17 protein-coding genes and 1 pseudogene are annotated in these 25772 nt (G+C 42.4%); 11 read left to right on the top strand and 7 right to left on the bottom strand.

Annotated features, from left to right (window positions below):
- From V7K76_RS33105 to V7K76_RS33095, 3 genes are all read left to right on the top strand, one after another.
- Positions 1–2840, top strand: a 2840-nt coding sequence (locus tag V7K76_RS33105; protein WP_335030395.1) for a tetratricopeptide repeat protein, incomplete at its 5' end; no start/stop codon positions are given.
- Positions 2841–2907: 67 nt separating this feature from the next.
- Complete coding sequence (locus V7K76_RS33100) at positions 2908–3840, top strand: trypsin-like serine peptidase (RefSeq protein WP_334779019.1); 933 nt, start codon at positions 2908–2910, stop codon at positions 3838–3840.
- A 185-nt stretch (positions 3841–4025) separates the two neighbouring features.
- Positions 4026–5870 carry a tetratricopeptide repeat protein gene (locus tag V7K76_RS33095; RefSeq protein WP_334779020.1) on the top strand — a complete coding sequence of 615 codons (1845 nt, stop codon included), beginning with the start codon at positions 4026–4028 and terminating at the stop codon, positions 5868–5870.
- A gap of 392 nt (positions 5871–6262) precedes the next feature.
- Here V7K76_RS33095 and V7K76_RS33090 read toward each other — a convergent pair whose 3' ends face one another.
- On the bottom strand, positions 6263–8062 hold the full coding sequence (locus V7K76_RS33090; RefSeq protein WP_334775556.1) for an iron uptake porin: 1800 nt from the start codon (positions 8060–8062) through the stop codon (positions 6263–6265).
- Between the two features lie 670 nt (positions 8063–8732).
- Here V7K76_RS33090 and V7K76_RS33085 point away from each other — a divergent pair.
- A pseudogene (locus V7K76_RS33085) lies at positions 8733–9077 on the top strand (class II aldolase/adducin family protein); the annotation flags it as partial.
- Between the two features lie 250 nt (positions 9078–9327).
- On the opposite strand, the gene tftA reads toward V7K76_RS33085, so the two are convergent.
- Positions 9328–10680 carry a hormogonium tapered terminus morphoprotein TftA gene (gene tftA / locus V7K76_RS33080; protein WP_334775557.1) on the bottom strand — a complete coding sequence of 451 codons (1353 nt, stop codon included), beginning with the start codon at positions 10678–10680 and terminating at the stop codon, positions 9328–9330.
- A 340-nt stretch (positions 10681–11020) separates the two neighbouring features.
- Between tftA and dnaG the strand changes: the two genes are divergently transcribed.
- On the top strand, positions 11021–12979 hold the full coding sequence (dnaG, locus tag V7K76_RS33075) for a DNA primase (RefSeq protein ID WP_334775558.1): 1959 nt from the start codon (positions 11021–11023) through the stop codon (positions 12977–12979).
- Positions 12980–13396: 417 nt separating this feature from the next.
- Positions 13397–14947 (top strand): DUF3131 domain-containing protein, encoded by a 1551-nt coding sequence (locus V7K76_RS33070; RefSeq protein ID WP_334775559.1) that lies wholly within the window; start codon positions 13397–13399, stop codon positions 14945–14947.
- A gap of 68 nt (positions 14948–15015) precedes the next feature.
- On the opposite strand, the gene V7K76_RS33065 is transcribed toward V7K76_RS33070, so the two are convergent.
- Genes V7K76_RS33065 through V7K76_RS33055 form a run of 3 tightly spaced genes read right to left on the bottom strand, consistent with a single transcriptional unit; the run spans position 15016 to position 15675 of the window.
- Positions 15016–15264, bottom strand: a complete 249-nt coding sequence (locus V7K76_RS33065; RefSeq protein WP_334775560.1) for a type II toxin-antitoxin system VapC family toxin — start codon at positions 15262–15264, stop codon at positions 15016–15018.
- Positions 15261–15491, bottom strand: coding sequence for a hypothetical protein (locus tag V7K76_RS33060; protein WP_334775561.1), 231 nt, complete (start codon positions 15489–15491; stop codon positions 15261–15263). The genes V7K76_RS33065 and V7K76_RS33060 overlap by 4 nt, the downstream gene beginning before the upstream one ends.
- Positions 15492–15516: 25 nt before the next feature.
- Positions 15517–15675 carry a hypothetical protein gene (locus V7K76_RS33055; protein ID WP_334775562.1) on the bottom strand — a complete coding sequence of 53 codons (159 nt, stop codon included), beginning with the start codon at positions 15673–15675 and terminating at the stop codon, positions 15517–15519.
- 87 nt (positions 15676–15762) lie between these two features.
- Here V7K76_RS33055 and V7K76_RS33050 point away from each other — a divergent pair, with 87 nt between their 5' ends.
- The 4 genes from V7K76_RS33050 to V7K76_RS33035 all read left to right on the top strand — a co-directional run bounded on the left by V7K76_RS33050 (position 15763) and on the right by V7K76_RS33035 (position 22070).
- The gene (locus V7K76_RS33050) at positions 15763–18555 is read left to right on the top strand and encodes a DUF3131 domain-containing protein (RefSeq protein ID WP_334952703.1); all 2793 of its coding nucleotides are present in this window, start codon (positions 15763–15765) and stop codon (positions 18553–18555) included.
- Between the two features lie 314 nt (positions 18556–18869).
- Positions 18870–20876, top strand: coding sequence for a glycosyltransferase (locus V7K76_RS33045; protein WP_334775564.1), 2007 nt, complete (start codon positions 18870–18872; stop codon positions 20874–20876).
- 46 nt (positions 20877–20922) lie between these two features.
- Positions 20923–21636 (top strand): PIG-L deacetylase family protein, encoded by a 714-nt coding sequence (locus V7K76_RS33040; RefSeq protein WP_334775565.1) that lies wholly within the window; start codon positions 20923–20925, stop codon positions 21634–21636.
- Positions 21637–21743: 107 nt separating this feature from the next.
- Positions 21744–22070, top strand: coding sequence for an STAS domain-containing protein (locus V7K76_RS33035; protein ID WP_334775566.1), 327 nt, complete (start codon positions 21744–21746; stop codon positions 22068–22070).
- Positions 22071–22301: 231 nt separating this feature from the next.
- Here V7K76_RS33035 and V7K76_RS33030 read toward each other — a convergent pair whose 3' ends face one another.
- Positions 22302–23492, bottom strand: coding sequence for a PP2C family protein-serine/threonine phosphatase (locus V7K76_RS33030; RefSeq protein ID WP_334775567.1), 1191 nt, complete (start codon positions 23490–23492; stop codon positions 22302–22304).
- A gap of 150 nt (positions 23493–23642) precedes the next feature.
- On the opposite strand from V7K76_RS33030, the gene V7K76_RS33025 reads away from it, so the two are divergent.
- Positions 23643–24059, top strand: a complete 417-nt coding sequence (locus tag V7K76_RS33025) for an ATP-binding protein (RefSeq protein ID WP_334775568.1) — start codon at positions 23643–23645, stop codon at positions 24057–24059.
- 370 nt (positions 24060–24429) lie between these two features.
- Here V7K76_RS33025 and V7K76_RS33020 read toward each other — a convergent pair whose 3' ends face one another.
- Positions 24430–25575 carry a BMP family ABC transporter substrate-binding protein gene (locus tag V7K76_RS33020; protein ID WP_334775569.1) on the bottom strand — a complete coding sequence of 382 codons (1146 nt, stop codon included), beginning with the start codon at positions 25573–25575 and terminating at the stop codon, positions 24430–24432.
- Positions 25576–25772 lie beyond the last annotated feature (197 nt).

Below are 25772 nucleotides of genomic sequence, written 5' to 3'. Positions count from 1 at the left end.
GTATTGGCTTAGTCTACTCTTCATTAGGAGAAAAGCAAGAAGCGCTCAAATACTACAACCAAGCTTTACCCATAAGCCGTGCAGTGGGGGACAGGGGAGGGGAAGCCGCCACCCTCAACAATATTGGCTTAGTCTACTCCTCATTAGGAGAAAAGCAAGAAGCGCTCAAATACTTCAACCAAGCTTTACCCATAAGCCGTGCAGTAGGGGACAGGGGAGGGGAAGCCACCATCCTCACTGGTATTGGCTTAGTCTACTCTTCATTAGGAGAAAAGCAAGAAGCGCTCAAATACTACAACCAAGCTTTACCCATAAGCCGTGCAGTGGGGGACAGGAGAGGGGAAGCCGCCACCCTCAACAATATTGGCGGTGTCTACTACTCATTAGGAGAAAAGCAAGAAGCGCTCAAATACTTCAACCAAGCTTTACCCATAACCCGTGCAGTGGAGGACAGAACAATGCAAGCCACTACCCTCAACAATATTGGCACTATCTACAACTCATTAGGAGAAAAGCAAGAAGCGCTTAAATGCTACAACCAAGCTTTACCCATACTCCGTGCAGTGGGGGACAGAACAATGCAAGCCACTACCCTCAACAATATTGGCACTGTCTACAACTCATTAGGAGAAAAGCAAGAAGCGCTCAAATACTATAACCAAGCTTTACCTATATTCCGTGCAGTGGCGGACAGGGGAGGGGAAGCCACCACCCTCAACAATATTGGCTTCGTCTACGACTCACTTGGAGAAAAGCAATCAGCGCTCAAATACTACAACCAAGCTTTACCCATACGCCGTGCAGTAGGGGACAGGGGAGGGGAAGCCACCACCCTCAACAATATTGGCTTAGTCTACTCCTCATTAGGAGAAAAGCAAGAAGCGCTCAAATACTACAACCAAGCTTTACCCATAACCCGTGCAGTGGCGGACAGGGGAGGGGAAGCCACCACCCTCAACAATATTGGCACTGTCTACAACTCATTAGGAGAAAAGCAAGAAGCGCTCAAATACTTCAACCAAGCTTTACCCATACGCCGTGCAGTGGGGGACAGGGGAGGGGAAGCCACCACCCTCTCTAACATGGCTTTCGTAGAACGCGATCGCGGCAACCTCCAACAAGCCCAAACACATATTCAAGCAGCTATTGAAATCATTGAACAATTACGCACCAAAATTGCCAGTCAAGAACTGCGTACTTCCTATTTTGCCACCGTACAGGGTTATTATCAGTTCTACATCGACTTGCTGATGCAGTTGCATAAAAAAGACCCATCTAAAGGATACGACGCATTGGCACTGCACATGAGTGAGCGATCGCGCGCCAGGGTTCTTTTAGAACTCTTAACAGAAGCCAATGCCAAAATCCGTACAGGCGTTAACCCGCAACTACTGGCAGAAGAACAAAACTTGGAGCAGCAACTTGATGCTAGAGATCAACTGCGTCAAGAGTTACTAAATAAAAAAGCACCCACAACCGCAATCCAAAACCTCGAAAAAGAAATTGCCGACCTCCGTAGCCAATACCAAGAACTGCAAACCAAAATCCGTACAAGTAGCCCGAAATATGCAGCACTGAAATATCCTGAACCTCTGAAATTACCTCAAATTCAGCAACAACTCGATTCAGACACCCTGCTATTGCAATATTCCTTGGGTGAAGAACGCAGCTATCTTTGGGCTGTGACTCCTAATTCCATCAATAGCTACGAACTCCCTGGACGCGAAGCGATAGAAACATCAGCAGGAAAGTTCAAGGAACTATTGAGAAAATGTCAAAAACCAGGTATTGACTGCCAGAAATTACCCCCAGAGCAAAAAGCCAAAGATTTTCAAGAAATTACCCAAGCTGCAACTGAACTTAGCCAGCTTATCCTTGCGCCCGTTTCAGGAAAGTTGGGTAAAAAGCGTTTGGTAATTGTCGCAGATGGTGTATTAGAAGAAATTCCCTTCACAGCATTATCAGAACCAAATCAAATCTCTCAGCTTGAAAAGTCGCCGCACGCGGGGAAATCTAATTATCAACCGCTTCTAGTTTACCACGAGATTGTAAATCTACCCTCCGTCACTGCGATCGCTACCCACAGAGAAGACTTGAACAAACGCCAAGCAGCACCCAAAACCCTAGCTGTTCTTGCTGACCCTGTATTTGCGGTTGATGACGACCGATTCACAGGTAAACCCTCTTCTCTAGGCCCTGAACTCAACCTTGATCAGTCTACTCTCCAAAAATCTGCGAGAAATCTTAACCGTACAGGATGGGGAAGGCTACCAGGTACGCGCACAGAAGCCGAACAAATATTAAAACTTGTACTACCCTCGGAAAGCTTACAGGCTTTTGATTTTGATGCCAATTACAATCTAGCAACTAGTTCAAAACTCAAACAATATCGATTCATCCTCTTTGCAACACACGGTTTTGCTGACCCAATCAACCCAGAATCGTCAGGAATCGTACTTTCTCAGATAAACAAAGAAGGTAAACCTAATCTTCCAAGTATCTTACGGCTGCGTGACATTTTTAACTTGGATTTGGGTGCAGATTTAGTTGTGCTGAGTGCTTGCGAAACGGGTTTAGGTAAGGATGTCCAAGGTGAAGGATTGGTAGGGTTGACACGAGGACTGATGTATGCAGGGGCAAAAAGTGCTGTAGTGTCTTTGTGGCAAGTCAATGACACCGCAACATCACAATTGATGCCCCAGTTTTACACAGCGATGTTGCAGCAAAAAGCATCTCCCACAACTGCCCTGCGTCAAGCACAACTCAAACTGTGGCAGCAAGAAAACTGGCGAAACCCATACTATTGGGCGGCTTTCACCTTGCAAGGCGAGTGGAGATGAGCCAGGGAGTAGCAATCCCCAATCCCAGTTAGTTCAAATATTCAATAATTACGGAGTGTTAGTAGCAATGAATAGAAGATTTTTTGCCCTCTTGTTGACCGGATTTCTGATTGTCACAACTTTTAGCTATTGGTCATCAGTTCAAGCAGAAACCCAGGTAAAACCACAGCAAAGCATTACACCCAAATTCATCAGTTCCCAAAAACTTAATCTAGAAGGTGATGGCAAACCTTTCATCCCTCCTGGTTTGGAACGGGGTGCCAAACCTGAGGAAAGCGACTCTAGAGGCATTCCTAGAGGAACAGATAACCGTACCCCGATGTTGAGCCATAAATATCCTTGGTCGGCAATTGGTCGAATCAAAGGAACTACAGGCGATGGCAGTGGTTATTACTGCACGGGAACCTTAATTGCTGCTAATCTGGTTTTAACTAATGCTCACTGTGCTATTGACCCCGAAACAGGCAAATTAAGCACAAAAATCGAGTTTCTGCCTAACGTCATCGATGGCCATTACGAAGACATAGCGGAAACCAAAGAAGTTTATTATGGAACAGATTTCAAGGAAAGCAAGGATCTTAGTCCTAATGATTGGGCAATTCTGAAAATTAACCAGCCTCTAGGTCGCAAATATGGTTATTTGGGATGGAAATCGATACCTTCTACTACGCTGGTTCGCAAGGAAAAAGCATTCTTTTTTGTGGGCTATTCTGGTGATTTCCCTAACGACAATTATCAAGAATATTTCAGTGCCGGGGCGGGATGGACGGCAAGTTATGAGGCAGGATGCAGTATTGTCGGAGAAAAAGATGGTTTTTTATTACATGATTGCGCTACTGCTGCTGGTTCTTCGGGTAGCCCCATTGTTGGCGTAATTGGTGGCGACCCTTATATTGTGGCTCTGAATAATGGTGAAGCAAAAAATCTCCAGACTGGACAAGATATCATCAATTTTGCGGTGAAAATTTCTACCATTGAGGAGGCTACGCGGGGAAATTAGATAGGGTTAGTTGTCTTTAAGAAGTAAATTGAAGAAGAATTCAGAAGTCAGAATTCAGGAGCGGAGCCGGAGACGCTCCGCCTCCGGTCAGAATAATCGAAAAATTTTTTGCCGCTAATTATTTTTCCCATTTTTGCTGCCAAGACTAGAATTAGAATTGATGTGACATTCTCCTAGTAGCCAAAGTGCCAGACTCTCTGCCATTAAGCGATCGCTATCTTGCCTTAATCGATGAAATTGTCGAAACCACCCTCAAGGGCAAAATTAGCTCTGTAGAACAGGTGTATCAAATGCTGCTAAAAGGTATCACTTCCGGGACAGGGGAAGTGTTTGAGCTAGCTTTGAGCGATCGCCTGAGTGCCTTCCAAAGCCAAGTCGATAGCGAAAAAGACGAACTCAAGAAAGCCAAGGCGACTCGCAGTTTGAGAGCCATTAAGACGATTCAAAGTCAATGGCAACGCTGGCAAGAGCAAAATAAAGCCACAGAAGCGATCGCCTCCGCAGTTACAGAAATTACCACAGCTACCGCTAACGAGCGTCTGGCGACATTTATTCGGGTTACTGACCCCAATCAGAAGTATCCACTAAATTTGCAACAGCTACAGCAATTGTCAAAAGCATTGCAGCAATTTGCTCAAGCTGATTCTGATTTACAACAATTTTCCGAAGGAATTACTCGTGGTTTAGCTTCTTGGCAGCGATTACAAGATAACTTGCTCAGTTGGATGTACGAGCAAAAAGAATCTCTGGGATTTGGCGGCGTACCAGGAGAACGTGGCCCTTGGGCAAGTTGGGCTAAACAACTCAGTAGCGAGTTACCCCAAGCACTGCTTCGCACCTTAGCTAGAGAAGAATCAGCAATTGAGTTTGCCCAGCGACAACGGGGTATCACCCTCAGAGATTGGGTAGAAATGGCATTGATTTTACAGTTCTTGCAACGGGGACTAATTAACTGGTTTGACCAACAAGCTTACGATGTGAAAGCTGGGCCAAAGTTGTCCATTTCTACTTTTTTGACCTTTGCAGTAATTTGGAGTCAGTTAGCCAGTGGTTTTAGCAGCATTGGGACAGTATATAGCGATGCCTGTTCTCAAATCATGCTCCAGATATTACGAACCTTTGCCCAGCGTCCATATTTTCCCTTTTACGGCGGGATTTTTGCCTCTTTTACTGGCACTTATTTACGAGATGCCTTAGATTATCTGGATGAACCACTGCGACGAGGCGAGGGAACCCAAGAAAAGGCACGTATTTTGACACTTTTAGGCTATTCTCAACGTGCTTTGGGACAATACCAGCGCTCAATTGATTTTCATCAGCAGGCACTAGAAATCGCCAGAAATGCAGGCGATCGCACCTGTGAAATTGCCAATCTCAACCACCTCAGCCGTACCTACGTGCAACAGCAAAATTATGCTGAGGCAATTAATTATAGTCAACGAGCATTAATACTAAGTCGGCAAGCAGGCGATAGGACAGGAGAAGCAAACGCGCTGGTAAATTTAGGTTACAGCGAAGTTATGCAGGCTCAGGAATTGGAAAACCTAGAACCTGAAACTTATGAAGCCGCAATTAACTATTTGGAACAAGGTTTAAAATTATCAGAAAAATTAGGCGATATTCAAAGTAAAGCCTTATGTGTGAGCAGCTTAGGAATTGCCTATTTAGTAATCGGAGAACATCAAACGGCAATTAAATATCTTGAAGATGGTTTTAAAACGGCACAAGTTTCCGGTGATTTGTATTTGCAAGGGCGGAACTTAGCTTATTTAGCAGAAGCTTATTATCATTTGCAAAATTCGGAAAAAACCGTTTATACAGGCTGCTTGGGAATGTATCTTTTACAGCAAATTGCTTCTCGTGAGTGGCGACAACCGGCAGGGTTACTGACAATTTTACAAGGACAAATAGGGGTAGAAGCTTTCCAAAAGTTATTACAGCAACATCGCCCGAAGATGATTGCTGTTATCGGTGTAGATGGGTACGATCACATTCCACAATTGTTAGAAGAATATAAGCAAGATATGTAAACAAGGGGAGCATCCCAATGAGAGCTTAAATCTTTTCCCTCACCCCCAGCCCCTCTCCCAAAGATGGGAGAGGGGAGACATAATTCTAGTTCCCCTTCTCCCAAAGATGGGAGAAGGGGTTAGGGGATGAGGGCTATCAAGGTTTTTGCACATTTGGGATGCTCCCTAAACAAGTAATCTGATCATTAGGATTTTGACCCCTCTCCAAACCTCTCCCCCTGTGGGGGAGAGGCTTTGAAACTTTTTCTCTGGTTGTATGAAACCACCCTGCTTCTTAAGGGGGATTTAGGGGGATCTAATGTCTTTAATTTTGAATGGGTGAATGCGTGAATTGTGGTTAATTATTTCTTTCTGTAGCTTACCCATGCGGGAACCGCTATAGTTTTTTCAGGTTAAAATCTGAAGGTAGTGCGGAGCCAAAGAACTACACTATCAGGATTGCTAGCATTGAAGTCAGGTGCAGTAATCCAGATTACACCAGGCGTGATTGCAATATTGTCATTGACTTGATATTGATAAAAACCCTCAATGTGTAAGGAAGTATCTTTGTCTACGACACCATTGCCATTACCTAAATTCACATTTGGACTCAGACTAGTCAACTTTGGCTCCATCCCCACAAAAATACCTCCCAAACTACCTTTGTGGAATAAATCGGGAAATGATAGTCCGGCACCCCAGTCCCAGACCTCTGCATCACCACTCTCCAAGTAACGGTGCGCGGAATAACCAACCCATCCATTTACTGCCAGAGATGGATTAATCCGATAAAACGCTTCTGCACCATAAGTATTTGCTAAAGTTCCTTTTCCAGGCACGGTGCTGTTTGCTAAGTTACTGCCGATAACTGGGCCAAAGTTTGTGCCACTCAGACCTGTAGTGTTTGGTGGACTATAAGTATTGGCGTAAGTCAAAGCCAGTCGGAAATTACTCTTGGGGCTGCTGTATAGTAATTGTCCTAGAGCTACATACCTGCCATCAAATAAGCCATTATTAGCCGTCGGATTGTTACCGTTAATCGAGGTGTACTCCAACCCTAATTCCAGCTGTTTACCAAAGTTATGGAGGATGGCGATACCGGCTCCGGTATCTCCATAGTCATAGACCATATTTCGCCGCGAATATCGTGAGATCCCATTAGCTGCTGACCCTTCAAAATACGGGTTGATGGTTCCACTCAAGCCTAGTTCAAAGGCTCCATCAGACTGAGCAAAAACGTTAATTGCAGTATTACCACCAAGTAAATAACGATAGCGGACACCACTAACTATAAGTTGATTGTTGGGGAATGATGGACTGGCGTAATCAGAAGTTTTGCCATCATTAGTTCCAAGTATTCCACTTCTTGTTGCTCCCGAAGGGGTAGTATTGTTTGCCGCTAAGGTTACTCGCAGTTGATCTGTGCCATTAAAACTGGTGTTTAACTTTAAAATAACCGAGTCGCTGAAAGTGAAGTTGTGAGGTGCAGGTTGTTTGGTGAAGACGTTATTCCCTGCCACAATTCCTGCAACCACACCCGCAACTTGACCAACGAGTTTGGTTGTGGTGGAAAACTGTTGTGCTTGAAGAGTTGCTGTTCGTGTCTCCAAGGAATCCACCCTCCCCCGCAGTTGAGCCAGTTCTGGCGCAAACTGATTTTGGAGTTTTTGCAATGTTTCTAAATCTTCTTTTCGGACTAGATCGCTAGTTCCCGCACTCACCAGTTCATTGATTCGAGCTAGGGCTGCATTTAATCCAGCTGCAAACTCGTAACGAGTCATTGCCCGATTCCCCTGAAAGGTTTGGTTGGGGTAGCCTGCAATCACCCCATACCGTTCCACTAAAGATTGCAAGGCTTGAAATGCCCAATCGGTAGGTTTGATATCTGATAACTGCGAAACAGAAGTTACCTGCTCCATTGCTGGATTGCTGACTGTGCGATCGCTACTCTTACGAGTAGGTGATCCTTTCGGTGCTGGTGAGAGTAGTTGGGAAACAGGTGTAACTTGCTCAACTACAGTATTGTTGCGATCGGCATAAAATACAGGCAACTGCATAGAAGCAGGAACAACGTTACTATTACTCACAGGAGATGCAGTAGATGCAGGTATATTAGCCTGACTTTTTGCCGGATTTATAACTAAGAGAATTGATATATCTAGCAAAAAAAGTAAGCAAAATGTAAATCTAGAATCCCAGCGAACAATCGACATGACTCCTCAACCTTAAAAGCGAAACAACTGACTGAAATATTTCTGACAATACTTCTACTCAAATCTGACAATTCAGGTCATCTGCTAAAATCTCAGATGAGATCAGATTACTATCAAGGATTTAACTGGGTAGAGAGGTGAAATCTCAGGTTCTCAAACCAGCAATACATTGATGCAATATGAAGTCCAGAAAATCGCCTAAATTCTGATTTCTGATTTTTTAACTCATTCGAGAATACTTGAAACATCTTGCTTATGATGCTGCTTCATCAGATACCTTATTCAAGCCTTTTTTTCTAGAGAAAAAATAATATCAAATAGATGCTATGTGAACAAAGATTTCTAAAACATCTTCTGACATCCTGTTTTGCTGGTGATGGCACACGAAGTTTATCATTGGCTACTTCAACGACTAAAACTTGATTTGTATCCTAGTTATTTCTAGGCAAATTGATACGGCTAGATATCATATTTTGATTCAAATAACTAGAAATACTATTAATATTTATTTAAATACTGTAAGTTGATAGGCTTACAGTATTTTGTGCAAACTTATCTTTGCATAGAGATTTCTAAAATGCAAGTCTCGCTACTCTACTGGAGTTTAGACTAAAAGCGTAAGTAGTTAAAAATCTGATATCAGGTAATTAGTATAGCGGTTCGCATTCAGATGCGGTACAACATTACATCACGAGGTGTAGGGAACTTCGTTTCCATTGAATCAGAGCGTCGCCATCGCCAAGAACGTTTGGCAGCAGCCTTTCGGGTATTTGCGCGTTTGGGTTTTGCTCAAGGATTGGCAGGACACATCACTACCCGCGATCCCGAACTTACCGATCACTTTTGGGTAAATCCCTTTGGGATACATTTCAGTCGCATTCGCGTATCAGACCTGATATTGGTAAATAGTGAAGGTCAAGTAGTCCAAGGTGAAGGTCAAGTTAGTCAAGCAGCGTTTGCCATTCACTCTCAAATCCACGAAGCCCGCCCTGATGTCATAGCAGCATGGTATGCACTTACCTGTTAGAGGTCGTTTTAGGCTTTAGACATCTCCAGAAATTAAAGATGCGTTACCCAGAACCCTTGTAGAGACGTAGCACTGCTACGTCAAAACAATTCTTTTTCGGAGATGTCTTTTGATTAATAATTATTTGATGCTAGATAGACCCGTGGTGTAGGGGCAATTCATGAATCGCCCCTACGACAGATGTGGTTTTTCCAATTACCTATACTTGGTCTTTCGTGTCAATGCGTAAGTCCCTAACTCAAAGAAGTCCTGCTGATTCATATAATCGTTTGAGCATTGCTGAAATCTTTGTACCATAATCTAAATCTGCTGACCACCGCCCTGCTAGCTGATCAATTAATGGCGCAATCCCCCGCGTAACAAAGCGAAATCTTGGATCTACTACTTCTTGTACCAAAGGTTCTAAACTGGCGTAAGCTTTCAAATGTTGGATATGTGCCCTCACCCCAATTCTGGCACTTGGAAAAGATGCAGCCTCGGCACCACCACCGATCGCACCCAAGCCAGCAAAGTTATTTTGCTCAGGTTTAATATCACCACCAAACTGTAAAAATCCAGTTTCTACACACATTTGGCAAAAGGCAATATCATAATTCACTCCTTCTATAGCTGCTTCTTCACGATAAAGTTTTGGGATATCAGGAAACTGTGCTAAAGCATTTTGATTATTATTTCTCAGGAATAATTGTAACTGTATTTCAGAAGTAGTACCGTTTGACATCACCCGCGAAAATTGACCTGGGCAAACTACCAAATTCGATCGCAAGCTAACAGTACGCGTCGCCGCATCCCAACTGACTGCAACATTAAAATCTCGTAGTTCGATTGCTTTGACATAAACTACTTTGTGATAGGTAATCCGATTGACATTAGTCGCTTTTGAAAGGTCAATCCGCAGCAGGTCTACTAAATCAATGGGAATGTAAGCATTGCCATTAACTAAAACTCCTTGTTCTGTATAACTTTGTCCATTAATATTAATATTAATTGGTGGATAATTTGGTTCTGCTGGAGTTCCAGGACTGGGGTCAATTACGCGACTCCAAGTTACTAGTCCATCGGCAATTCCCAAAGCAAAATCACGGCGGCGAGTTTGCAGCAAAGCCCGATCTTCTGGATTGCTGAGAAACCCCACTTGCATCACCAAAGCTGCAAGCGTTGTCTGGCGACAGAATGCTAAACTACCCAATCCACTATCTGTATCTGGCTTGACTCCGCGATTTGGTAATTGGGGTACGCGGCGCAATAACCCCACTAGCAACTGTTCAGCATTACTCTTGCGATCGCTATTATTAGCAATGTAAAAGACGCTAGCCCCCCGTACAGAAGGGCTACTAGCCGCATTAGCTGCAATTTCTAGAGCGACATCACCCCGACGGCTGCGGGAATTGATCCAGGTGATAGTTTGGGCGGCACTCAAGTCATCAGGAACCGCCAAAATTTCTAAACTCCGCGCCCTCAGTTCTGTGACAATCAAATCCCGCAGCAAAATCATTTCTTTTGCTTCAGTTGTACCACCCGCGATCGCACCTTGATCTATTCCTCCCGCTTCTTTGCCTCCATGAGCCGCTGATATAAAAATACGCCCCATTTTCAGTATTTCCTCTGGTGAAATTAAGTCTAAGCAATTCTATACATCATTCTTGGTCTAGCAACAAGAATATAATAGCGATCAGAAGCCCAAAGTCATTTATCCTTTGGTATTTCTCTAAAGTTAATGACTAGTGATTGGGGACTGGGGACTGGGGAGTAGGGAAGGGAAAGCAGGGGAGCAGGGGGCAGGGAGAAGAGGAAATTGGGAAAAAAGGAGAAAGAGGAGATTTTTCTTCATCCCCCTTGCACCCCGCACCCCGCTCCCTTGCGTCTTCATCCCCCCCAATCCCCAGTCCCCAATCCCCAATTCCCAATTCCCAATCCCCAGTAACTAAGATATGCAAATCCCCCGCTTGCACCCAGACACAATTGAGGAAGTTAAATTACGGGCTGATATTGTAGATGTCGTCTCGGAATACGTAGTTTTACGCAAACGTGGAAAGGATTTTGTCGGTTTGTGCCCCTTCCATGACGAGAAATCTCCCAGTTTCACTGTCAGCCAAACCAAGCAAATGTACTATTGCTTCGGCTGTTTAGCTGGGGGAAATGCCATTAAGTTTGTTATGGAGTTGGGGAAACGCTCTTTTGCTGACGTGGTGCTGGATTTAGCACGGCGTTACCAAGTACCTGTACAAACTCTCGAACCCGAACAACGCCAAGAATTACAGCGTCAACTATCTTTGCGTGAGCAGTTATATGAAGTTCTCGCTTCCTCAGCACAGTTTTATCAACACGCCCTGAGACAATCCCAAGGGCAAAAGGCACTTCAATATTTGCAATCTAACCGCAAATTCAAAGAAGAAACTATACAGCAATTTGGTTTAGGTTTTGCCCCCGCAGGTTGGGAAACTCTCTATCGGTATTTGGTGGAAGATAAACATTACCCAGTGCAAATACTGGAAAAAGCGGGATTGATTAAGCCACGCAAGGAAGGAGGCGGTTATTATGATGTATTTCGCGATCGCCTCATGATTCCCATCCGCGATGTCCAAGGGCGCGTTATTGCCTTTGGCGGTAGAACTCTGACTGATGAACAGCCTAAATATCTAAATTCACCAGAAACCGAACTTTTTAGTAAAGGTAAAACCTTATTTGCCCTCGATCAAGCCAAAGGTGGGATTTCTCAACTCGATCAAGCGGTGGTGGTAGAGGGATATTTTGATGCGATCGCTCTCCACGCTGCTGGTATTAATAATGCTGTCGCCTCGCTCGGTACAGCCTTAAGCTTAGAACAAGTCCGGTTAATATTACGCTACACCGAATCGAAACAATTAGTACTCAACTTTGATGCTGATAAAGCTGGAACTAATGCCACCGAACGGGCGATCGGTGAAATTGCCGAATTAGCATACAAAGGTGAAGTTCAGCTAAAAATTCTCAATTTACCCGATGGTAAAGATGCTGATGAATATTTGCATAGCCATACCCAAGAAGATTATGGAGAACTGCTAAAAAATGCCCCACTTTGGCTAGATTGGCAGATTCAGCAAATTATTCAAGACCGCGACTTAAAACAAGCTACTGATTTTCAGCAAGTAACTCAGCAATTAGTCAAATTACTTAAAAACATAGCTAACAGCGATACACGAAATTATTATGTTTCTTATTGTGCTGAAATACTCAGCTTAGGAGATACCAGACTTATACCCCTACGAGTCGAAAATCTGCTAACTCAAATTGCTCCGGCTGCGGCTATATATTCTAAACCTGTTTCAGCTAAGAAGGCATGGGGAGGTAGCAACGTTTCCCCACTCCCCATTTCAAACTTTCCACTCCCCACAGAACGCAGCCTTTTAGAACACGCAGAGGCGTTATTATTGCGAATTTATTTGCATTGTCCTGAACAGCGTCAAGCGATTATTGACGAACTAGAGGAGCGAGATTTACAATTTAGCCTTTCCCACCACCGATTTTTATGGCAACAGATTTTAGAAATTTCATCCGGTGATGGAGAGACAAAAAATTTAGTTTCTCTACCAAATTTAATTTCCCGCCTCCAAGACCAGTTTTTAGAATTTGACAGTGAGATCGGGTTAATTTCCCATTTATTTCATGTCGATGAAAAAAACCAGAAAGAAATACTTCGGACTCCGCAAGTAGTTCAAGCTGCGATCGCTTGTATGGATTTGGTGATGCTTGAAAAACGTTATCGTCACTTTTTGGAACTATGGCAACAAACCGATCCAGAGGCAGAACCAGAGCGGTATCAATCGTATTATCAGGCTTTCTACGCTGAAAAAATCAAGCTTCAAAAAATAGACCGACAACGGTTATTTTCCATTACAGAGTTAATGTAAGATAGCGATCGCCTATAAATCAATACGCTTGGGTTTTCGAGACGCGATAAATCGCCGTCTCTACAAGTGTTTTGTTGCTCATTCTGAACTGTATTGTTGTATAAATAGCTCGACCAATTTTCTATCTGAGGATTGGTTTTAGAAATCTGCATTGCTTTTGATGCAAAATTTGGCGTTGTAGAGATGAGTTATGAATTAGACATCTCCAGAAATTAAATATGCGTTACCCAGAACCCTTGTAGAGACGTAGCAGTGCTACGTCTCTACGTTATTTTTCGGAGATGTCTATTAGACATAGGAGTGAAAATTAAATATGCCTTACCTGAAACCCTGTTAGTTAGATTTCAAAGTTGGGAAGAATGCATTTAGTGAAACTACGCAAGCAACGCTAACTTATAATATGAGGCTTTAATCAGTATGAGTTCTGATTTTCAACCGCCACCTAAGAGCTTGTCCATACTAGCTTCTGTAGGAGGAGTAGTTACTGCTGTAATCGCGATCGCAATTTTAAATGGTTGGTCTAAGCACCTTTCCAAGACTTCTATAGCAAAACCGGAAATATCAGCATCCGAAACTGCTTCACGCCAATTGCTACAACCAAGTAAACCCCAAACCCAAAGTCCTGCCTCTGGTGCTAAAGCAGCGGAAATAGTTGCCAGCCTGGATGCGAAATCTGTAGTTTTGCCAGGTCAACCCATTCCTAAGAACCAATTAACAGTAGCCATAATCCCATATACTGCTCCTGGAGTTGGAAAACTCACCGCAGAAGAAACGACAACTGCGCGTCAGGCTTGGTCATACTTCCAGCGCAATTGGAACGATGAAACTGGCTTGATCAATTCTGTGGATGGTTTTGCCTCTATCAGTATGTGGGATCAGACAGCAGCGATTGCAGCCTTAGTCAGCGCTAGAGAACTCAATATCGTGCCTGCGGCTGAATTTGATGCCAAAATGACCAAAATGTTGAATACATTAGCGTCTATGCCCTTATATAAAGGAGAACTACCTAACAAGGTCTACAACGCTAAAACTCTCGTACCCGTTAATTATGGTCAACTAGAAAAACGCGAAGAAATTGGTTGGTCAGCCATCGATTTGGGGAGAATGGCAATTTGGCTGAAGATTGTCGAGGCAAAGTATCCAGAAATGCGATCGCAAACATCAGCAGTTTGGAAACATTGGCAAGTTAAGCGTCTAACCAAAAATGGCCAAATGTATGGTACTGCTGTCATCGAAGGTAAAGAACAGTACAACCAAGAAGGCCGTTTGGGCTATGAGAATTATGCCGCCTATGGTTTGAAACTATGGGGTTTGGATGTTAAGCAAGCCTTAGATTATCAATCTCATACAGCCTTTGTTGACCTTTACGGACAGGGAATTCCTTACGATAAACGCGACTATAAAAACTCTGGAGCCAATAATTACGTTCTGAGCGAACCCTATATCTTAGATGGCATCGAAACTGGGTTTCAAGCTTTGCCGAAAGTCTATGCCGATCGGATTTTAGCTGCTCAAGCAGCGCGTTATGAAGCCACAAAACAATTAACTGCCGTCACCGAAGACAACTTAGATCGCCCTCCCTACTTCGTTTACAGCAGCCTATTTGTCAACGGGGAACCTTGGGCAACCATTGCAGATACCAGAGAAAAACACAACGATTTGCGATTTCTCAGTGCCAAAGCTGCGATCGGCTGGCATGTACTTTATAACACCGCATACACGCAGCAGTTATTTAATTTCGTTCAAAGCAACCTCAAATCAAAAGATGGCTGGTACAACGGCTTTTATGAATCTCTGCGTCAGCCAAATAAAACTCTTACTGCTAATAATAATGGCGTAATTTTAGAGAGTTTGCTGTATAAACAAGTTGGACAACCGCTCACCGTTTGGGCAGGAGTCAAAAGCTATAAGTCAACCAAAAGGGCTATCAGAACGCCGCAAGTTACAGCTAAGATTCTCAGACCATGAAAAAACTGGCGTTGCATACTAGGGGTCATCTACTGTGCAATGTCCATATTTTACCCACATAAGTCTATTCAGTAACGCCACCTTATGGCAAAAGTCTCTGAACAGACACTGAAATATCTGTAAATGCTAATGGTGTAATCAATGCTGCGAGTGTGTCTTCGGGAAATATAAAAAATATCTGTAAGTGTTGTCGCAGTGACATATCCAACGACACGACTAGAATCAATCTCCTGAAACAACAGTTCCGCGTCCTGGAAAAATGGCTCTCGCTGCAACAGAAAATCTAGGACAATATTGGTATCAATTAAAACTTTCATTCAAGATACTTGTCCACTCGTCGCTCTTCTAACATTACAGCCACTTCTTCATCAGTCGATACTGGCTGGTCTGTTTTTAGCAAGCCTCGCATCCGTCTAATCGCGCTAGAGCGTTCAGGCTCAGAAATTAGCGTGTCTTGCAAAGACTCAATGATAGCGCTCACCAGTGCAAGGCGATCGCTCGGTGGTAGCTTGAAGACCTGGTCTTTCAATTCTTCTAGCAACATAGACGGCTCTTATGGTCGAAGGTGTCTACCATCTAGTATGAGCGATCGCGCCCTCTATAACCAGATTCTTGACTCTGGTATAGAGGCGATCGCCCCCAGCATATAGCAATCCTAAATGAGTTGTGAAAATCGAGAGACTAAGATCCCCGACTTCGTAAAAGTTGTCGGGGATCTTATTGTTCACGAATGATTTAGGACTCTGATGAAAATTCGATTTATGAATTATAACTGTACAGACGGGCTATGACGCTCCTAACTCTTTCTTTACATTATGATATACAAACCCCCTCAACAAAAAGTGTTGAGATGGATTGCATTGTTCCTAGTTGGGACATTTCTGCAATTGTTATTTTACATCCCGACACCAGTCTTATCCCAAAATTCCAATAGCTGTAGCAATATTACAGCCCCGCTCACATCTGAAGAACAAACTTATGCTCGTGCTGCTTGGCAGTATTTTGTCAAAAATTATCAGCCAGCAACGGGATTTACCAATTCTACTGGGGGTTATCCTTCGGGTACACTCTGGGATATGGGTAACTACCTGATGGCATTGAATGCTGCACGCTGGTTGAATCTTACTGACCAAGCAGACTTTGATTCTCGCCTCAACAAGTTTTTGACGACTCTCAACAGCTTAAAGTTATTTGAAGATGCATTACCCAATAAAGTCTATAACGCGGCCACTGCACAGATGGTTGATTATGGTAACAATCCACTCTTGAGGGGTATTGGTTGGTCGGCTTTGGATGTTGGGCGAATTCTGGCTGCTTTTGATGTCATCCGTACCTGTCATCCGCAATATAATGAGTGGCTCAAAGGGATTGTAGCAAAGTGGCAGGTGGCGCGATCGCTCAAAGATGGACAACTTTTTGGCGCTACTGTTCTCCCTGACAACAAAACGTTACTGGTGCAAGAAGGACGACTCGGCTACGAAGAATACGGCGCTAGGGGTTATCAACTTTGGGGTTTCTCTGCACCCAAGGCTATTGCTTTAGAACCGTTCAAGTTAGTCGAAATTAATGGTGTCCAAATTCCTGTTGATAGCCGTGACTTTCAAAGCACCAATGCTAATAATTATGTTGTGAGTGAGTCTTATATCCTGGATGAGATTGAATTTGGTTTGCAAGGTGAGTTAGCTGATTTTGCTGCCAGGGTTTTAGATGTGCAAAAACGGCGTTTTGATACCACAGGTCAATTAACTGCTGTAACAGAAGATAATATCGACCAAGCACCTTATTTTCTCTACAACACCGTCTACGCCAACGGTGTCAACTGGGCAACTATTACCGATAGCAATCAACCTTATCCACAGTTTCGCAGTATCAGCACAAAAGCTGCTTTTGGCTGGCATTATCTATTTCCAGATAATGCTTATGCCCAAAAAGTTTTTGATGCTGTTAAGGATCTCCGCAGTCCTGATGATGGCGGTTACTATGCTGGTATTTATGAAGAATCAAAACAACCCAATAAAGCTTTAACAGGTAATACTAATGGGTTAATTTTGGAGATTTTATACTACAAAGCTAGGGGAAATCACCCTTTAATTGCTTCTGGTTCTGCAAGTGTGTCTAATAGTAAGCCTAGTGTAAATGCTTCTCCAGCAACACCCGCAAATCAACCGAATTCTACTGGTAAGACTGCGATCGCAACTCCTGCGGACAATTCTAAACCGACAGAAGTGGCTGTTGCACCAATTCCACCAGTAGATAGTCCATCATCTAACCTGAAGCTAAATCGACCACTGACGGTTATTGAACGGCGTTATGCAGAGGCGGCTTGGCGATACTTTCAAGCCAATTATCATTCTAAAAATGGGATGATAGACGATCGCAGTGATTTTAAAGGTGCAACCCTCTGGGGATTGGGAAATTATCTCGCAGCCCTCCATGCAGCGCGATCGCTCGATATAATTACCCCCAAGGAATTTGACGGGCGCACCCGGCATCTATTAGCAGCCTTGACAAAGTTACCATTATTTGCTGGGGAATTGCCGAGTCGAAGTTATGATACGCGATCGCTCCAACCAGTAGATTATGGTGGAAATCCAGTTCCAGAAGGAAACGGCTGGTCAGCTTTAGATTTAGGGAGAATGCTAGCAGCGCTTTACAACTTAAAAACCTGTCATCCAGAATACACGGCTGCGGTAGATAAAATTGTGCTGGATTGGTCATACTTGCGTGTGGTGCGTGAAGGTATTCTCTCTAGTGCCACTGTCACTAAAGAGCAAGATGGGCGATATCTGACGCGCGTTAACCCAGAAATCCGGTTGGGTTATGAAGAATATGCCGCTCGTGCTTTTCAATTATGGGGGTTTAATCTTGAGCGTTCTGCTGTTGGGGGAGAATATCAAACTGCCTTAGTGGAAGGATTGAAAGTTCCAATTCAACGCCATCGCACAGATACTAATTCCAAAGTTAACCAATACACAGTTAGTAATCCTTTTGTACTCTATGCCCTGGAGTTTGGACTAGATCCACAAATGCGATCGCTCTTTGAGCCAATTTTTCAGGCGCAAGCCGAACGTTACCGTCGTACCAGCACCCTCACAGCCTCAGCTACCACTTTAATTGACCGTAAACCTTACACTGTCCACAGTACAATTACTGGACAAGGTGAGCCTTGGGCAGCTTTAGGAGATGATGGTAAACCAGTAGCAAAGGGGCGATTGGTAAGTACAGCAGTAGCTTTTGCCTATAATGCCCTGCTTCCAGAAAATAAGTATAGTCAACAGTTACTCCAAGGGACGACTGACTTATATAATCCATTAGCTGGATTTTATGAGGGCTTCTACGAAACCACCGGCAAAACAGCAATTGGTTTCACTAGCGACACCAACAGTATAATTTTGCAATCCTTGTTATACAGCGTGACAAATCGACAACCCTTAATTCGTCCGACTACCACCACGAACTCTCTTTGGTGGCAAGCTGTCACCGAGGGAAATTCTGGGCGGGGTCTACCTAGCACTGCCACACAACAAACCAAGTTAATTTCTGATAGTTCTGGAAGTTACTGGGTTTCAGATAGTAAAAATACTCACTTAGTAACTGGCACAAAATAACAAAATTCTTGTAGAGACGTAGCAGTGCTACGTCTCTACATACGATTTATCGAACAGAATTCAGGAGTCAGAATGGGCTAAACGCCCCGCTACCGCTAACAGAATGAATTCTGTACGACTGGCGGATAGCGCAGCGTTAGCGAGTATTTTCGAGTCGCGTCAAGATTGCTGAATTCTGAATTCTGCATTCTTCTTCAAACCTCAATTCAGCAACGCCAATTTTGGGTTAATCGAGAATAAGTTGTTAGTTATAAATTTAACTAGGGAATACTTCTTTTGAGGGGGATGCAGATACATTAACTATCGATACTCAAATGACTTCAGCTTCTATTATTGATAATTCCGCAAACTTTTCTGGTAACAGCCGCTCATTACTCAAAAAAAGAACCCTATTATTTCGTTATCTAGCAGAAATCAATTTAATTTTTGGCATCTGGTATTTGCAATGGCGCATCACCCATTCCATCAATTTTGATGCCCTCTGGATTTCTATTCCTTTGCTGATAGCAGAGATTTATAGCTATTTCGGTGGCGTAATGTTTGTAATTGGCTTATGGCGACCCTTAGTCCGACAAATTAAGTCTCTCGACCAAATGACCCCACCTATATCCAGAGCAGACTGGCCAACAGTGGATGTGTTTGTAACCTGCTACAACGAGCCACCAGAAATTGTCGAAGAAACTGCTAAAGCCGCCCTAGCAATGGATTATCCGCCAACAAAGCTACGGGTTTATGTGCTGGATGATGGTAACTCGGCTGATATGCGAGCGATGACCGAAAGATTGTGTATTGAAGATTTGCAGTCTGTACAATTACAGAAAGAAGTAGTGCGAATTGATGCAGAATGTTCTTATTTGTTCGAGCGCTTGAAGCAACTAGAAAATCTCACAATTAATGCTCAAGCTGCTGAACAATGGCTGCAAGCATCATCAAAATCAGTAGTTAACGATTCTGCTGCTGGATTTGTGCAAAGTCTGCGTCAGTTAATTCTCTGGCTATCTCCTGAACATCATACTATTAGCGATTCTCCTGCAAAGACGCTACGCGAACGCCTAATTAGCGAACGCAAAGCCTTACAAGAAGCTATTAGCAAGAAAGAACTAGAACTAGTTGAACTCGCTCGTTTTCGCTACATTGCTCGTCCCAAACCGGCTGGTGTACCCCATCATGCGAAAGCGGGTAATCTCAATTACGCGATTTTTTCGGGAGAAACTTCAGGACAGTTTCTTCTTACCCTAGATGCTGACCATATTCCTAAACCACAATTTCTCAAGCGAGTTCTACCTTATTTCTATACCTATAATCTTTTCACAGGTAAATACGATCAGAATCAAATTGCTTTTGTTCAGACCCGCCAAGATTTTTACAATATTCCTCCAGGCGATCCTTTTGGACATCGAGCAAATTTGTTTTATGGGCCACTTCAACAAGGCAAAGATGGCATGAATGCCGCTTTTTATACAGGCACAAATGCGATTTTGAGGCGAGAAGCACTGATTAGTGTGGGACTACAACATTTTGCTGATGAGTTTGCCAAAGATGAAAAACGCCTGAATGAATTTCAATTAATTGGTGGCGTATCCAGCAACAGTATTACAGAAGATATGAATACAGCGATGCGTCTGCATGGTGCTGGATGGAAATCTATTTATCATAATGAACTTCTAGCAGAAGGGTTAGCACCAGATGACCTGAGTTCTACTCTGAAACAGCGACTACGTTGGGCACAAGGAACTATCCAAGTGCTATTGAGAGAAAACCCGCTCACCAAACCAGGACTAAGTTTTTGGCAAAGGTTGCACTATTTTAAGACGATGTATAGCTATTTCTCTGGTTTTGCAACTTTGGTTTTTATTTCTTGTCCAATTATCTATTTTTTTACGGATATTATTCCAGTTAAAACCTATGGCCCTGACTTTGCTTTACACTTTTTTCCCGCTTTTATTATCAACCGTCTGACTTTTATATCAGCCACTTGGGGCATTCCAGCTAGAGAAGTTTGGCGCTCTGAACAATATGCGATCGCTTTATTCCCCTTATTAATCCAAGCTGTATGGAGTGTATTTACAGGACAAAAACTCAATTTTCAAGTCACACCTAAGCAACGGCAATCTGGCATTTATCTCAAACTTGTTTGGCCACAATTAGTTGTCTTTATCTTGACCATTTTAGGAATATTATGGAGTCTTTATAAATTTGCAATTGGTCATCTGAATTATCCTGGCGTTCACTTACTCAATGGTGCATGGGCGATCTATAACTTATTGCTTTTGTCGGCTATCATCCGCGCCTCTGTTTGGCAACCTCCAAAAGAGGCCTAATTAAGAGTGTTGAGTTACTTACAAATTCAATCTAGAAAAAACAGCTATGAACACTTATTCAGACTTAAACAACTCTAGTCAGCGAAATGTCTTAACAATTTATGCTCATGCTGATGATGAAGTTCTACCTGCTGCTGGTACTCTCAGTTTGATGTCTAAAGCAGGGTGGAATGTTCGTTGCTTAATTTTGACTGATGGCGGTCTTTCTAGTTCGCCTATTAAAGGTACGCGTCATCAAGAAGCAGATGCAGCAGGTAAAATTATCGGTGCAACTTACGAGTTTCATGCACTTGAAGAGTGCAATTTCTCAACCCAAGCAGTAATAAAAGTGACTGAAGAAGCTCTGGGACGCTGGCAACCCGATTTGATTATTACTCATGCACCACAACCAGAAAAATATGGACATAGAGATCATGAAGTGTGTGCGATCGCAGTTTCTAATGTTGCTACCCGCAAAAACATACCTCTATGGTATTCAGCACCGCCTGTTTTCTTGCGCGGTTTTGAACCAAACTTTTTTGTAGATATCACCTCTGTAATTGAAGAAAAAGTTGCAGCTATTGGTTGTTATGAATCAGAGTTAAATAAAGCATTTATGCAGCTTGATGCCATACTGGTTTTATCTCGTTTTTGGGCACGAGAACTAGGTCAAAAAGATGGCTATTTTGAAGCGTTTGAAATTTCTCGACAATGGGTTGATGCTAGCTTTTTTACCGCCATAGCAAATAATAGCAATCACCAAGTAGTAAAACAGAGCTAATTGGATAAGCAACACAAAAGCATTGCTCTATCTATTGCGCTTTAGCTGATGTCAATGCCAAAATATAAATACATAGTTTTCAAGCCAGAAAATAGGAAAATAAAACCATGAGTTTGAGTGTAAAAATACTAGAATTGTCTGGAATTTTAGATGGTATTAGAGGTAATGAATTACGTCGTGAAGTTAGCGATATTCTGGCAGCCGGAGCCGATATTTTGTTACTTGACCTGAAAGAAGTAAAGTTTATTGATAGCTCTGGTTTAGGTGCTTTGGTATCAGCAATGCAAATGGTAAGAGCTACTAATGGCAAACTGTTTGTTTGTTCGATCAGCGATCAAGTTAGAATGTTATTTGAATTGACTAAAATGGATAGAATTTTTCAAACCTTTGCCGATCAAGATGACTTCAATCGCCAAGTATTGGCAATACAGTAAGCTGCTAGTACAAGAAGGCAAAAGTAAAAAGAAAGAATGCTTATTTTGTAAGTTTTCTGGCTATTTTAAATGGTTGGTTTATTTACGCCGTGTTGTACTAGACAATACCAAATTTCAAGCCGCATACAGCATATTTTAGGTAAATGAGGTACAAAATTTAATAAAAAATCATATACCAAGAGACTTTCAACCCTATTCCCTATTCCCTATTCCCTGCTGTCTTTGACTATACTAACCAAAGTTAACTTTTACTAAAGATAAGTCATCATCAAGATTATCTTGAGCATTTAAGGTGAGAATGTTCGCTAATAGTTGATTAAGATTACAAGTATCTTTTTGACTATATTTGCTTAGTAAGTCAATGAAAGCATCAATACCCCAAATTTTACCATTTGACTGATTAATTTCATAAGCACCATCACTAAAGATGTATAAAGTGCTGTTTGCTTCAACCTCAAAAGCAGCATCCTCAAATTGAACTTCCGGTAAAAAGCCAATTGGTAAATCTAAAGAACTTAGCTGTTTAACTTCAATGCTGTTCGTAGAGGTATTAGATAACAATAAAGCTGGTGGATGTCCGGCGTTGGCATAAATGAGTTGACGTTTTAGGCGGTGATAAACTCCATACCAGATTGTGAAGTATTTATCACCGTGCTTCTTCATTTGGAAGGCGTGATTGAGCGCTTTCAAAACTTCACTTGGTTGACAAAAGTTAGTGTTAGGTAGAGATTGCGATCGCAAAACATTCAGCACTGATACAGATAGGAGGGCTGAACCTACCCCATGACCTGATACATCTAACAAATAAATTGCCAAATGATCCTCGTCAATCCAATGATGGTCGAAGCAATCACCCCCTAGCTGTGCTGAGGGAATAAACAGATTTTCTGTAGTTACTTCTCCTACAAGGGGTGAGGGTAAAAGCGATCGCACATAAGCAGCAGCCTCAGACAATTCTGCTTCCAAAATTTGCTTTTGAGTTTGCAAATCCTGATTTAATGTCTCCAAAACTTGCTTTTGACTTTGTAAATGTTGATTTAGCTGGTGTAACCTTAATCCTGCTCTTACCCGTGCTTTCAATTCATTCATCTCTATTGGTTTAGAGATAAACTCATCTGCTCCAGCATCAAGTCCCCTAACTCTATCTTCCTCCTCTCCTCGAGCTGCTCCTCTAGCCGTCAATAGAATAAAAAAAGTAGTTGCTAACTCTGGATCTGTTCTAATTCGACGACACACTTCTAGTCCATCTACCTGAGACATCATCCAATCACAGATAATCAAAGCCGGATGTAGCCTTTGTGCTTGTATAATTCCTTCTTCGCCATTGCTGGCTACAGTAGTATCATAACCCTGCCTTTGGAGTGTGCTTTTCAGTACTGCTCGCACTGTCGGGTCATCATCAATAACTAGAATTTTAAACATAGATTACACTTTATGAAGTAAAATTATCAGTAATATAGTTGCTTTCATTCAAGTTATATGAAATTCAGATTTTAATGTATAGTAAAATTACTCAAATTAATAAATTAATTAACGAATATGATGATTTTAAAATATTTTATTAGTTAAGAAGTGAATAAGAAAATTTATCTCCAAGTCAACACAGACCTGAAAGCTTCACCTCAAGTTTTATCTTGGTTTGAGCAGATTAATCAACCACCTATTCTTGATAAACAAATTTGGTGGCAATGTCAAACGCTGATTATAGAAGGCTTTACTAACATTGTTGAACATGCCCACAAAAATTTACCTCTTGAAACTCCTATTGAGATAGAAGCTGTGCGGTTAGATGAATACATAGAAATTCGCATCTGGTCTCAAGGCGAACCCTTCGACTTAGAAAAAAAATTGCGTCAAACATCTGAATTTGAAGAGAATGAGCAAGAGCGCGGGCGGGGTTTAAAAATCATGTCTGTCATTGCCGACAAGTTGAGTTATGAGCCGACAGGAGATAATCGTTACTGTTTATTTATTAGTAAATGTTATTAAAGATGCCGATTATAGGTGTAGGGAATGTGGGTTATAAGGGACTTCCAAGAAATAAATTACCAAATCTTGTGGGGTGGGCATCTTGCCATTGGCGTCAAGTTAAGAAAAATACAGTCTTGTCAAGAGGGGTCTACTAATTGGCTAGCCATCCACAAGGGGTGGGGTTTCAACAACCGTTGGGAAACAATGATTCTTTCTCTGCGAGACGCTACCGCGAACGCGCCACTTGCAGGCGTTAGCGCGTAGCGGGACGAAGTACAGTTTTAAACCTCACTTCTTTTCATAAACCACCCATTTAAAATAGTCAGAAAGCTTACAAAATAAGCATTCTTTCATTTTACTTTTGCCTTTTTACTTTTGCCTTCTTGTGCTAGGATTTCCCTTTCGGAATTGACCCTTCAATTCCCTCAACATACCAATCCATCGCTAGTTGTCCCCGATCATCCAACACCTTACCCTTTGGCACTCGCACTACCCCTTTTTGGTCTTTCACCGGGCCATTAAAAGGATGTGCAGTACCCTGAATAAACTCATCTCGCTTCGCATTCACTAATTGCTGCACATCAGCCGGAATCGCCTCATTCATTGGGGAAATATCCACCATTCCCTGACCAATACCATCCCAAATATTTTGAGACTTCCAAGTATTACTCATTACAGCCAAAGCTTTATCTGTATAGAATTTGCCCCATTTATTAATAGCTGATGTCAGGTGGGCTTTTTGACCAAACTTACTCATATCAGTGTTGTAGCCAAAAGCATAAATACCTTTTTCCTCAGCCAATTGGACAACAGCACTAGAGTTGGTATGTTGTGTTAATATATCTGCACCTAAATTGACCAAAGCTTGAGCCGCATCTCTTTCTTTGGCTGGATCGTACCAACTTTGCACCCAAAGTACCTTAACTTTTGCTTGGGGATTTGTTAGCCGTACTCCTTGAGTGAATGCACTGATTCCCCGGATTACTTCTGGAATTGGGTATGCGCCAATAAAACCAACTACATTTGATTTTGTCATCTTGCCAGCAATCATACCGGTTAAGTAACGCGGTTCTTCAAAGCGTCCCAGATAAGTACCAACATTGGTAGCACGTTTGTATCCTGTACACTGTTCAAAGACAACATCACTAAAGTCTTTGGCAACTTTAATTGTTGGGTTCATGTACCCAAAGGAAGTTGTAAAAATTAACTTGTTACCATCTAATGCTAATTGGCGAATTACCCTTTCAGCGTCAGCACCTTCTTTGACATTTTCAACAAAAGTAGTTTTTACCTTATCTTGAAGATTGGCTTCCATGTCTCTGCGACCTAAATCATGGGCATAAGTCCAGCCAAAATCACCCACAGAGTCCACATAAACAAATCCCACCTTGAGAGGTTCATTTACCGCCACAGGCGACGCTGAAGGAAACGCCTCACCCTGCGATTTGGTGGAATTTCTGCCTTGAATACAACTAGTTAAGGCAAAGCTAGATCCTGCTAAAGTGAGATACTTTAGAAAATTCCGACGATCCATATTTTATCTATGGGGTTTAGTTGGTGAAAAAGATTTTTCTGATTTCTAGTCACGACAGCCACACTCCACACTATTGACTTAATTTTAGCTCTTGTTTTTTGCCGTCAACTTATTTGAATTGGGAATTGGGCATGGGGTATGAGAAATGTGGACAAGTGGGACAATGAGCATAAAAAGGTTAAGGAGGTTAAATAATT

Origin of the sequence: Nostoc sp., from assembly GCF_036917975.1 — a bacterium.
GTDB lineage: Bacteria > Cyanobacteriota > Cyanobacteriia > Cyanobacteriales > Nostocaceae > Nostoc.
This window is presented reverse-complemented; position numbering and strand designations above follow the sequence as displayed.